The 13205-nt window shown below is 34.8% G+C and carries 8 protein-coding genes; all 8 read left to right on the forward strand.

The genetic code is table 11. The features are described 5' to 3' along the window. Positions 1–973, forward strand: a 973-nt coding sequence (locus KNP76_RS14990; RefSeq protein ID WP_214844975.1) for a transposase, incomplete at its 5' end; no start/stop codon positions are given. A 157-nt stretch (positions 974–1130) separates the two neighbouring features. After that, a complete protein-coding gene (locus KNP76_RS14995) occupies positions 1131–1712 on the forward strand; it encodes a recombinase family protein (protein ID WP_214844976.1) in 582 nt (193 codons plus the stop codon). Positions 1713–1861: 149 nt separating this feature from the next. Continuing rightward, the gene (locus KNP76_RS15000; RefSeq protein ID WP_214844977.1) at positions 1862–2458 is read left to right on the forward strand and encodes a BrxA family protein; all 597 of its coding nucleotides are present in this window, start codon (positions 1862–1864) and stop codon (positions 2456–2458) included. A gap of 2 nt (positions 2459–2460) precedes the next feature. Then, a complete protein-coding gene (locus KNP76_RS15005; protein WP_371816278.1) occupies positions 2461–3003 on the forward strand; it encodes a BREX protein BrxB domain-containing protein in 543 nt (180 codons plus the stop codon). A 12-nt stretch (positions 3004–3015) separates the two neighbouring features. Beyond that, a complete protein-coding gene (gene brxC / locus KNP76_RS15010) occupies positions 3016–6594 on the forward strand; it encodes a BREX system P-loop protein BrxC (protein ID WP_214844978.1) in 3579 nt (1192 codons plus the stop codon). A gap of 38 nt (positions 6595–6632) precedes the next feature. Continuing rightward, positions 6633–10112: a BREX-1 system adenine-specific DNA-methyltransferase PglX gene (pglX, locus tag KNP76_RS15015; RefSeq protein ID WP_371816279.1), complete on the forward strand. Its 3480-nt coding sequence runs from the start codon at positions 6633–6635 to the stop codon at positions 10110–10112. A gap of 92 nt (positions 10113–10204) precedes the next feature. Then, entirely contained in the window at positions 10205–12715 is a 2511-nt protein-coding gene (gene pglZ, locus KNP76_RS15020; RefSeq protein ID WP_214844979.1) for a BREX-1 system phosphatase PglZ type A, read from the forward strand. A 130-nt stretch (positions 12716–12845) separates the two neighbouring features. Beyond that, entirely contained in the window at positions 12846–13133 is a 288-nt protein-coding gene (locus KNP76_RS15025; protein ID WP_214844980.1) for a hypothetical protein, read from the forward strand. Positions 13134–13205: the final 72 nt, after the last annotated feature.

A 13205-nucleotide genomic window follows, 5' to 3' on the forward strand; every position in this document is an offset into this window, starting at 1 on the left:
TGAACGAGGATCGGTCCGCGCACGGAAAAAAGCGCTAGAGCCCGCCGAGCCCAGCGAACCTAAAAAGAAGGTGAGCAAGGTGAGCCGGACCGATCCCGAGGCGGGCTATATGTATCGGACCCGGAAGCCGGAAGGCTTCTTTTGGCTCGTCCACCGAACGGTCGACGCAAAGTATAACTTCATCGTCGATGCCTACGTCACGCCGGGGAACGTGCATGACAGTACCGTCTATCTGGAGCGTCTAGACTACATTCTTCAGCATTTCGCCTTCCCGCTCGAGGCGGTGGCGCTCGACGCGGGCTATTTCTCAACGGAGATCGCCAAGTCGCTCGTCAATCGTGGCATCTATAGCGTCATCTCGAGACGCCGCTTCGGCGGCAAGAAAGGGAAGTTCCGAAAGTCCAAATTCACCTACCTCGCGGATGAGGACGCCTATCGCTGCCCGGCCCGCCAAATCCTCCGTTACAGCACGACGACCCGCCAAGGATACCGTCAATACGTGTCCGACCCGAAAGTCTGTCAAGACTGCCCGCTCCTCGAAAAATGCATGGAGAACGAGACGAACCGTCGGATCATCACGCGCCATTTGGACGAGCCGTTCCTCGAAGCGGTGAACAGAAATCGATTGACCGCATCCGGTCAATACCTATACCGTCTCCGGCCACAGACCGTGGAGCGCTCGTTCGCTGACGCGAAGGAGCTTCATGGGCTCCGTTTCACGTTCTACCGTGGGCGTGAGGCGGTCCAGCGCGCCAACCTGGTGGCAGCCACCGCACAAAACATGAAGAAGCTGGCCAACCTGTTGGCCTGGAGAGACCGTGTACATACCATTTTTTCAATCTTGTGCCGGGCAGAGCGCCTCAAGCTCATCGAACCTAAAAAAGACGAACCAATCCGCGAAAAGCGAATTGGTTCGTCAACAGCCTGTGGACTGAATCTTTTTCAGTCCTATTTTTTTGCTTATAACTTTTAAGAATTATAGTGAAAAGAATTCTACTTGATCAATAGAATTGCTCAAAACTCCAAAGTATTGAACGTGAATTCCTAATACTGTAAAATAAGGGTGATACGCATAATCAATACTTATGTTCAAAATATGTGCTTTAAACTGGTGTAAAGAGGTGATTTTATTGAAATATGGTTACGCTAGGGTAAGTGCAATCCATCAGGATTTAGAATTACAGTTGCAGCAATTAAAGAAGGAAAACTGCGATCAAATTTTCTCTGAGAAATTTACTGGTACAAATAAAAAGCGAGCGGAATTTCAAAAATTAATCAATCTCTTGCAAGAAGGAGACACATTGGTAGTTACAAAATTAGACCGCTTTGCTCGGAGTACGCAAGATGCTTTAGAAATCATTAAAGATTTCTTTAATAGGAATATTAAAGTCTATGTACTAAATATGGGCATTATTGAAAATACACCAACCGGCCGTCTAATTTTTACGATTTTTTCCGCCTTTGCTGAGTTTGAAAGAGATATGATTGTAGAACGAACCCAAGAAGGAAAAATGTTGGCCAAGCAGAATCCTGATTTCCGAGAGGGAAGACCAAAAAAATTTTCAAGGCAGCAAATTAATCATGCCTTATCATTACTAGAAAATCATTCGTATAAACAAGTTGAAGATATGACTGGGATTTCAGTATCTACGCTTGTACGAGCTAAAAAGAAAAAAAGGGCAGAGAAAATTATAGAAAAGGAACTTACTTAATAAGTACTATTGGTGTAAACAAATTTAATATAAACAATTCAAGAAGTGAGAACTTCCGTTTGATTGGATTATTAAATAATATGGCGATTCATGTAAAATGGAAATTATAGATACGATTTACCTAGTGATTTTGAAACGAGGGATTTTTAATGGAATATTCAGCTGGTTTTACGAGCGAAGGATGGTTTCAACAAGAAATTGAATATGTTTTAAATCAACTTCACAAAGGCTTTAGCCGCCAAGAAATAAAAAGTAAAGTAATTGAGGATAATGTTTTCTTATTAAGAAGTGAGTCGGCAATTAGTAAAAGATTTCAAATGGTTTATCGTAGAGCAAAGACATTACATCCAACATTATTTGAATACTATTTCAATGGTACTAATTCTGATCAAAAAGTACTGTTATTATATAGTTTCCTTAAATGTTATCGATATGCTTACGAAAATTTTTATGAATTGATTGTTTATCGTTATCAACATAAAAATAGAGACTTACGGGTTTCAGATCTGAGCTTTTACATGGAAGAAAAGGAGCAACAATCAGAAAAAATCGCAAACTGGCATACAGCTACAAGAAAGAAAATCAATAGTACACTTCTATTATTTTACAGAAAAAGCAGTATGATTGAATTAGTGGACGATGGGTATAGAATCTCTACTTTACATGTGAGTCAAGCTCTCAAAGAGTGTGCTGAACAACAGGACGATTTGTTAAAAGCATTAATAACCTTAAAGGCAGGTGGTTAAGAGTGACTATATATAAACGATTAGAACAAATGGAAGATCGTATAAATGAAGAAGGGTTTACAACACCGAAAGGGATTGGAAATGAAGTTCCACATTTTGTTTTTGATTATCCAGCTGAAGAAGAATTAATAGTACGTACATATGTCGAGGGATTATTAAGAAGAACGTCGTTGAACATTATAGAAATCAATCTTTTTGAATTCCTTATTAGCTTATTTGAAGATGATTTAGAAGAACTAATCACTATTGCTGAAGAAGAAGGCTATGTGGAGCTTTCTCAAGCTATTCAAACTGTTTTAGAAGATCAAGATTTGTTGGTGAACGCATTCATTGAAAAAGCGAATAACGTGGAATTGATTTTTATAACAGGTGTAGGAACAGTACATCCATTTATTCGCTCAAGTCATTTACTTAAAAAACTATCTAACCATGCATTTAGAATACCGCTTATATTATTTTATCCGGGTTATTTTTCAGGGGTAGATTTACGTCTATTTAACAAATTCCGACATGAAGATGAATACCAAATTACAAGGATTTCATAAGGAGTAGGAACAATGATTATTAAAGAGATTTTTGAGAAGAAAATTGACCGACCAATTAATGGTGTTGTGCAAGCAGGTCAAATTGATGAAAATACAATACAAACAGAATTAGAAGAATACGTTGTCACAGCAGAAATTTTAGATAGCTTAAAAGGGTTTTATAAAAATTATGAGAAGGCTTATACAACTCCAACCAAAAATGTTGGTGTGTGGATTTCTGGTTTCTTCGGTTCCGGTAAATCACATTTCCTCAAAATTCTATCATATTTATTGGATGGTAAGAAAGTGGGAAATAAATCACCATATGAATACTTTAAAGATAAAATTTCTGATGTCACACTTTTAGAAACAATGTCTCGGATAGAATCAAAACCCTCAGATGCATTGTTATTTAATGTTGGTTCTGAAGCAGGAGCCAGTGCAGCGCGTGGAACGAAAGAAAGTATTATCGAAATCATCTTACGTATTTTTAATGAACATTTAGGTTATTCCAATACGCTATGGGTAGCAGATTTTGAACGACAACTAGCTAGTGACCAAAAATATGATGCTTTCTGTTCGAAAATTGAAGAGTTGTATGACGAAAAATGGCAGGATTTCCGTACTAAATTCCGCTTGAGGTATGCAAAAATTATTGCATCACTTTGTGAAATTGGCTATGAACAAGAAACAGCGGATTTCCTAGTAAAATCAGCACAAAAGGAATTTTCGATTTCAGCTGTTCAATTAGGAGAGCTTGTTGCACAATATTGTAAATCTAAAGGTTCTGAATATCGATTAATCTTTTTAATTGATGAAGTTGGTCAATATATCGGTACAGACAATAACCTTATGCTTGATTTACAAAACGCTGTTGAAGAAATTGGTGCTGCTGCGATGGGACAAGCATGGATTGCTGTTACTTCTCAGGAAAAGATTAAAGACGTCTCTAATATGAATGCAGCCAATACAAAAGACTTTTCGAAAATTCAAGGAAGATTTGAAACACGGATTAATTTATCGAGTTCAGATACAGATGAAGTTTTAAAACGTCGATTATTAGAAAAGACAGAAACAGCTTCGAAAACACTAGAGTCCATTTTTGAACCGAATGAGCAATTAATTCGTAATCGTCTTTCTTTTGATAAAGATCGAACACAATATCGCTCAGGCTATCGTTCAACAAATGAATTTGTCGAAACATATCCATTTGTACCTTATCAAGTGGATTTATTGCAAGCAGTATTAGAGAAAATTGGTATACATGGTGAAGGAAGTTCCTACGCTTCAAGAGGGGAACGTTCATTATTAAAAGCTTTCCAAGAAGCAGCGATATACAATGGCCAAGAAGAGATAGGCAATTTAGTAACGATGGCGGAGTTTTATCCAACGATTCGTCAACATTTAGAATCAGCTATCGTACAGACGATTTCGAGAGCTGAAAACCGTGCAAAAAACTCGGAAGGTCTTGTTGAATATGATGTTGATGTATTAAAAGTATTGTATTTGATTAAAGGAATAGACCACATTAAAGCAACACCCAATAATATTTCAACACTTTTATTAGAAAGTATTCAGTCTGAAAAAAATGAACTTGTCATTAAAGAATCGTTAAACCGTCTAGAGCAAACGATGTTTATTGAAAAGCACGCAGATGGAACATACTCATTTTTATCAGATGAAGAGCAAGAAATAAATAAAGAAATTCGTAATGTTGATGTTAATGCTATCAAGATTAAAGAAAGATTGGGCGATACATTTTTTGAGAAAATGTATCCAAATGCTAAATATAACTATCAAAAGGGAATGCTTTTTGATTACAATAAACGTTTTGATAACTATGCAAAAACAAATATGAAATATCCGTTAACAATGCAAGTCATTACGGGTGGGTTAACCCCTACAGAAGCTGCTTTACAGGCAGTAGAAGGGCAAATGGTTATTTATTTAAATGAGGAATTAATTGCCGAGGCAGAAGAAGCTATTCGTATTTCTGAACAGATCCGCCGTTATGTGAATTTAAAACGTAATCCAAGTACAACACAGGCGCAACATCGTATTTATGACGCGAAAATGGAGAGTATTGGTGACTACGAGGTAAAGGCAGAAGAATTATTACGAAAAGCTTGTGAAGAAGCAACAATTTTCATTCAAATGCAGGAGCGTACATTCCGAGGCAGTTTTGAAAAGCAAGTATCAGACGCCTTCGATATGTTAATCCAAAACACGTACAAGTATTTAGAATACATTGATGAACCAATTCAAATGAAAACATTCAAAGAACAATGGAGAATCCTAGCTGAGAAAGGTATTTCAAATGATTTACTAGGCGAAATAGGTAATGTAAAAGCTTATAACGAGGTATTACGCTATTTAGATGAACTCATTCGTTTGCATATGAAACCATCGTTAAAGGATGTTATTGATAAATATAATCAGGTCCCTTATGGCTGGAGTGACTACGATACAATCGGCATTGTCCTAGCTTTAATGCACTCCGGTAAAGTAAAGTTAATGATTGGAGGTGAACACTTTACGCCAACAAGTTCAACTCAATTTTATGATAAACTTGCTCGAACAACAGAGCGAGATAAAATACGTGTGATTCCTGAGATTGAAGTAGATCCAAAAGTGCGTCGTGAATTCACTGGATTATATAAGGATTTATTCGGACGAATGGATATTGGAGATTCTTATCAAGAGTTCGCGAATGCTATTAAATCGGCATTACAGAAGTATTTTATCGAACCATTAGATGAGATGGATGAACGTCGAAAGAAAACACTATCTGCTGAGTTTACTTATCCTGAAGGAACAAAGATTAGTTCTTTAAAAATCGATATACTTCGATTAACACAAATTCGGGAACCAGAACAACTTGTTAAGGCATTTATTGATGCCGAGGATGATTTATACGATTGGCAAGAAGCGATTGAACAGTTAATTGGTTTCTATTTAAAAGCACCAATTGAACGGTTTGATGAAGCAGTATCGTTTTTAAATCAAGTTCAAAATGATTTACGTTATACACAATCACAAAAGGTAAACCTGCTAAAGAAAAATATTACCGACATTTTAACGAAAGCATCACCATATAGTGAGATTCCGCAATTGCCTAGTTTAATTGAAAAACTTGGTCAAGCAATTCAAGAAGAAGTAGCAGAACAAAAACAAGGTCTCGCAAGTCAAATTACACAATTAGAGAAAAAGATAGATGATTTAAAAGATTATTATTCAAATAATGAAATTATTACGGAATTAATAATTGATAAAATGCAGAATTTCAAAATGTTGCAACAAGAAATTTTAAATAGTAGTAGCTTAATCACGATACAAATGAATTTGACGAAACTACGTACAGTAACAGAAACAATTCAAGAAGAAGCAAAACGTAAAGAAAAAGAATTACTACAATTAAAACCGACAAGTCCAGACACACCTGTTACGGTTGTACGTGAAAAAGGAACAAAAGTTATTTCTTCAAGAGAATTAAAAAGCATGATTTCACATACAAGCATCGAAACACAATCTGACCTAGATGCTGTATTAGCAGAGTTACGAACACAGTTATTAAAAGAACTAAAAGAACATACATTGAAAATTGAATTATAGGCATTGGAAGGGACTTTCCCTTCCTTTGTTGTAATGAGGTGGAAAAAGTGAACAAAACGGAATTGAAAAACTTTGCTATTCAATCACGTCGTCAATTAATTGATCAAGTAAAAACAAAGGCACTCTTGTACGGTATTGATGAAAAGAACAGTTTGGAAATTAAAGAACAATTTGGGCAATTAATGATTAATGATAAGCCATACCCCCTTTACATGAAACAAGCATTCAACTCATTAAAAAATCAGCTTAAACAAAAAGGTTATAAGCAGTTAGTAGAAGAGGTTGCCTATACATGGTTTAACCGTATTATTGCCATTCGTTATATGGAAGTACATGATTACTTACCAGAAAAAGTAAATGTGTTATCAAGTAGTGTAGGACGAGTAGATCCTGATATTTTATTTGAATATGAAACAATGGATTTACCAGTAAAACAAGAAGAAATTCGTGAATTATTAGATGCAGGAGATACAGAAGGTGCATATCGCAAGTTATTTATTGCACAATGTAATGCATTAAACAGTATTTTGCCATTCCTATTTGAACAAATTCAAGATTATACGGAGCTTTTACTACCAGACTTTTTACTTGATGCACAATCAGTCATTAAGGTACTTGTTCAAAATGATGAATTAACGAATAGTTTTGAAGAAATTGAAGTGATTGGTTGGTTGTATCAATATTACATAGCGGAAGAAAAGGACCGAGTATTTGCGCAAAAAAGCAAATATAAAAAAGAGGAAATTCCTTTTGCAACACAGCTCTTTACACCGAAGTGGATCGTGCAGTATATGGTACAGAACTCACTTGGACGCTACTGGACCGAATCGCATCGAGAAGATGAAGATTTAATCAGTAATTGGGAATATTTCATAAAGCATGAAGAAGAGGATTTCCACGAGAAAATTGCTCCATATGTGAATAAAGAGTTAAGAGTAGAGGATATTAAGCTGCTTGATCCTGCGATGGGAAGTGGCCATATTTTAGTTTATGCGTTTGAAGTGTTTCATAAGATCTATGAAAAGTGTGGCTACCCAGAACGTGATATTCCACGATTAATCATAGAAAACAATTTATATGGATTAGATATTGATGACCGTGCATATCAATTAGCAGCATTTGCAGTAGTAATGAAGGCCTCTTCTTATTCTCGTCGTTTTTTGCGTAGTGTTGAACGAGAAGGCATTCAATTAAATTTAGCATCCATACAGGAAACGAATTTCATTTCAGACAGCGTGATTGCGTATATTGCTCAGGAAGAAGAGGGCGAGCGATATAATCAAGTAAAAGCTTTCTTTAATCAATATGAGAATGCGAAAACATATGGTTCTTTAATCGATATTACAGAACGGGATATCACATTTATTGAGGAACGCTTAGAACATATTCAAATTAATCCCGTAGAAGATTTGTTTTATGGGGAACAGCATGATATTGCAAAAGAAGTACTACCAGCTTTAGTTTGGCAAACAAAAATTATGTGTAATCTATATGATATTGTTGTGATGAATCCCCCGTATATGGGGATAAAAAATAGAGAAGAAAATCTAAATGACTTTATAAATAAATACTATCCGAATTGTAAATTTGATTTATACTCTGCCTTTATAGAGAAATTTAGTTTAAGTAGTTCCAAAACGAAAATATTAGCAGCTGTTACAATGCAATCATGGATTTATTCTCCTAATTTTGAAAATTTTAGACTCTCAATTATAGAAAATTTGCAAATTAGTCAAATATTAAGCATGGATTCAATGGTAATGGGAATTGCATTTGGAACTACTGCGACAATATTTAAACAGAAATTTACTGATGAAGAAACATTGTTCTTGAAAATTAAATATCCAGACTTGAAAAATGATAAGCCTGATACATTCCCTAATAAAAGTAATCTTTATAAGTTTATAGATATAAAAAAATTTAAAGCCATTCCCTATTCGCCAATAGCTTTTGATTTACCAGAGGAAATTTTATTAAATTATGAAAAATCACCTACATTAGATAAATTTGGAGAAGGTAAATTTGGGCTTTCAACAGGGGATAACGAGAAGTTTGTTAGATATTGGTATGAAGTCTGCAAAGATAATGTAAGTATTTTTAATAAGAATTATAAATGGATACCTTTGGCGAATGGTGGAGAATATAGAAAATGGTACGGTAATAATCTAGAAGTAATTAATTGGATGAATAATGGAGAAGAAATTAAAAATCATCCTTCTTCTAATATTCGTAATGAAAGATTTTATTTTAAAGAAGGAATAACTTGGACTAAATTAAGTAGTTCCAAATTTGGTGTTAGATATTTGCCGTCGGGTTTTATTTTTTCTGGTACATCATCTTCATATTTTCCTTATAAAACAGAAGATTTAACAATTGTATTGGCAATTTTATCTTCGAACATTACAAAAAGAATTTTAGATAGCCTAAATGACACTATAAGTTATAATATAAAAGATTTATTAAGAATTCCTATTCCAAAGTTAAATAATGAGCAAAGCGAAATAATAAAAAATAAAGTAAAAGAAAATATAAAGATTTCTAAACAAGACTGGGATTCGTGGGAAGTATCATATGATTTTTCAAAACATCCTTTACTATATTTTAAAGAAGATGGTTACCTTAGTGAAATTTTCAAAAAAAGAAAATCTAGTACTGAAACCCAATTTTTACAACTAAAGAAAAATGAAGAGTATATAAATCAATTATTCATTGAGTTATATAAATTAAGTAAAGAACTATCTTATAGTGTTTCAGATAATGATATTTCACTATATAAGGCTAATGAAAAAAGTGAAGCGATTAGTTTACTGTCATTTTATATAGGTTGTTTGCTCGGTAGATATTCTTTGGATGTTGAAGGAATTGCGTTTGCAGGAGGTAATTGGAATCCGGAGAAATATGGTACATTCAAAGCAAACAAAGGTGAAATTTTTCAGTTTACTGAAACGTCATATTTTGAAAACGATGTTATAATTCGTCTTCGTGAATTCCTTGCAGTTGTATATTCTTCAGAAACAGTAGATGAAAATATACAATGGTTAGCAGAAGCTCTTGAAATGAAAAAAGGGGAAGATGCAGAAACTCGTTTAAGACGTTATTTCATAGATGAATTCTTTGAAGAACATTGTAAGATGTATCAAAAGCGTCCAATTTATTGGCTGGTAGACTCCGGTAAACAAAAGGGGTTACGAACACTTATTTATATGCATCGCTACCAACCAGACACAATGGCAACAATTCGTTTCGAGCATTTGCAAGAAATCCAAGCTAAGTATCAAAATGAAATTACAGATTTAGAAAACCGATTAGTAAATCCAAACTTATCAGCAAGTGAGAAGAAAAAGCTAACAGCAGAAAAAACTTCTTTTGAAAAGAAAATGGATGAGTTACGAGAGTTCGATAAACGTTTAGCTGAAATAGCTAACGAAGAGATTGAAATTGATCTAGACGATGGTGTGAAAGTGAACTATGAGAAGTTCTATCGTGGTGGCAAAGGTGTATTAGCGAAGATTAAATAAATAATCATAGCCTTCTTACTTTGGTAAGGAGGCTTGTTTCATATTAAGGTATAATTAAACTTATTAGTAAATATTCATAATGAGGTGACACAATGAATGTCATTGAACTGTTAAAAGAGCGAATAGAGGACGAACTATATAAAAAAAATAAGCCGCGCACGGTTATTTTTTGGTATGACGAGCAAGGAGAATATACTGTTTCTGATTTAAAAGAAGCATTAGCGGAGCAACCGATTCATATCCGCCAATTAACCCGCAATAATTTCTTTACGCTTAAATTAGAAATCGAGTTGGAAAAGAAAAAGGATTCCTTTTTATTATATGCTGATTTTGCAAAACCAGCGATAAAAGAGAACTTTTTACTGGATATGGAGCTTTACGGTGCTGAATTTAAAGCGGATACGAATGCTTTACTTGCAGATCAGTTGCAAGTAAGTGATGCCGTTTTAAGACCTTTGATTAAGGAATATGGAGACTTTTTTAAAAGTGCAGAGCGTAAAAATAAATTAAAGAAAGTCGTACCACCCAATGCCACTGATCGCGAAATCGAGTATGCTATGTTAGCAGTTCTTACAGGCGCACCCATTGCAAATATGGAAGAGATTACTCGCCATTTATTGTTGCGTGGCTTACAAGAAGAAACAAATGAAGTATATAAAGCCATATCAAAACGGTTTAGCACGAATCGTATGTGGGAGCTAATTTCAGATTACTTTGGTTTGCATTCAAGTGATATGACATTGCAGTATTTAATAGAACATGTACTGTATGCGCATTTCAAACGTCATGCACATTTTGAAGAACAGTCATTACAAAAGAAATATGAAACAACCCGCGGTAATGTATGTGCTTTATTTATTGATGACTGGCTACATACAAAAGAAAGCGAATTAGAAGTTTTAGAAACCTATATGAAGGAAATTGAACAAAAATTTTCGATTATTGATGTGTTACATGAACGTCCAGTCGAGCAATTTGCTGATATTTCAACTTTCCCAAGTGTCGATTATTTATTGATAAATAGGCTAACTGAAGAACTTCTTCATCAAACATCCAATTTTGATGCTTGGACAGAAATTTTGAATAAGCGTTTAAAAATGCATTGGGCGAAACGAAATGAACGAATCCGAAGGTTGTTAAATGTAATGATAGATGCAGTCCGTTTATCAAAGTATAAGATGTTCTTGAAGCAATATGATACTCGTGAGCCTTTATACGTACAATATACAAGTGAACTATACTTAATTGATCAAGCATACAGACGCTTTATGACGGGGTTTTTGCAATTAGAAAATAAAGAAATGCTAGAAAAACTAGCTGAGCAATTAACAAATTGGTATGAAAATAAATATTTATTGAAAATTGCTCAAGAGACTAATTACCTTTTAGAAACTGAAGATATGGGAAAATTACCTAAACAGGCTAAGTTTTATAAAGAAGTTTTAAAGCCGATTCTTGAGAAAGAATCAACACGAATATTTGTGATAATTTCGGATGCAGTACGATATGAGGTAGGGGCAGAATTAGTTTCCCGGTTAAATTTACGTTCAAATGGAGTTGCCTCAATCAGTCCGTTAGTTGCGAATATGCCAACGTATACACAATTAGGTATGGCATCATTATTACCTCATAAACAATTAACAATTACTGAAAATGGGATAGTTTTGGCAGATGGTCAACCGACAAATGGAATGGCTAATCGTATAAAGATTTTACAAAATGCCCACCCAGAAGCTATTGCCTATCGTTTAACAGATTTATTAGATTGGTCAAGAGCGACAGCAGATGAAAATCTAAAAGGAAAGCGTCTTGTTTACTTATATCATGATGTAATCGATGCAGCAGGTGATTCTGCAAAATCCGAACGAGATACTTATATAGCTGCAGAACGAGCAATAAAAGAATTATCAATTGCTGTTGATCGATTATCTAAATTGCAGGCAAAACGAATTTTTATAACAGCAGATCACGGATTCCTTTATCAATATCCAAAAATTGAAAATGACATTAAAGTAGCGAGTGTTAAAGGTGAGATCATTGATTCAAATCGTCGCTTTGCCGTTGGCCATCATCTACTAATAGATGATGGAGCTATTAATGTGCCAGATGATTTTTCCACATTAGAAGGTGTAGAAACAGTGATTGCTAAAGGCGTAAACCGATTTATTGGTGGTGGAGGGTTACAGTTTGTACACGGCGGTGCAACACCTCAAGAATTAATAGTACCACTAATTGATTATCGTCGTACTTCACAATCGCTTCCTGTTGAAATCAGTGTAGCCATGCCAAAACGTGTAATCACAGGTTACCGTATCCAAGTGCCGATATATCAAGAACAAAGTATTTCACTGGAATTCAAGGCACGTACAATTCGGGCTGCATTTTACTTGAATGATGAGCGTATTTCAAATGAAATTGAATGGACATTTGATATGGTGGGGGAAAACCATGAACGTACGGAGCAACTTATATTTAACCTTGTAGAAAACTATTATCCAACAGGTCAAACTTGCGAACTGCGAATGGTAACAGTAGAAGATGAAAAAGTCACTCCTTATCGCGAGACAGAGTTTACGATTCATATGTATAATGCGCTTTACTAAAGAGAGGCTAGAGAACTGTTTATTCCGTTCTCTAGCTTTTTTGTCTTATATTACTTCTAACAGTATTTGGGTAATTGCTATATAATTTAAATTAAGTTGATTGAACGTAATGATTGAAGGAGATGCTGAAATGTTAAAAGTAGGAGAGATTATTAAAGGCTCTTTCTGGCCGGAAATAGTTGAAATAAAGCATTTTGAAGAAATTGATGATGATTTATTTTTAGTTGAATCAATTGGGCGTAAAACAAATAAATATTATGAGCAATATTTAGATAGGGCGCAACTAGCACAATTAGAAAACATTCAAGATGAGGAAAGTTCATTTAATTCTGAAAGACTGCAACACTATTTACAATACTATATTTTAAAGATAGAGGATAAATTTTCGAAGGCTCGTGCGCGTGATTATTGCATTTAAAATGAGCCACTTGTGCATTCTTCTGAGCCACCGAGTGCGGACAACTGAGCCACTCAGTGCGGACACTATACC

The organism is Exiguobacterium sp. s150 (assembly GCF_018618435.1).
In the GTDB taxonomy this organism is placed as follows: domain Bacteria; phylum Bacillota; class Bacilli; order Exiguobacteriales; family Exiguobacteriaceae; genus Exiguobacterium; species Exiguobacterium alkaliphilum.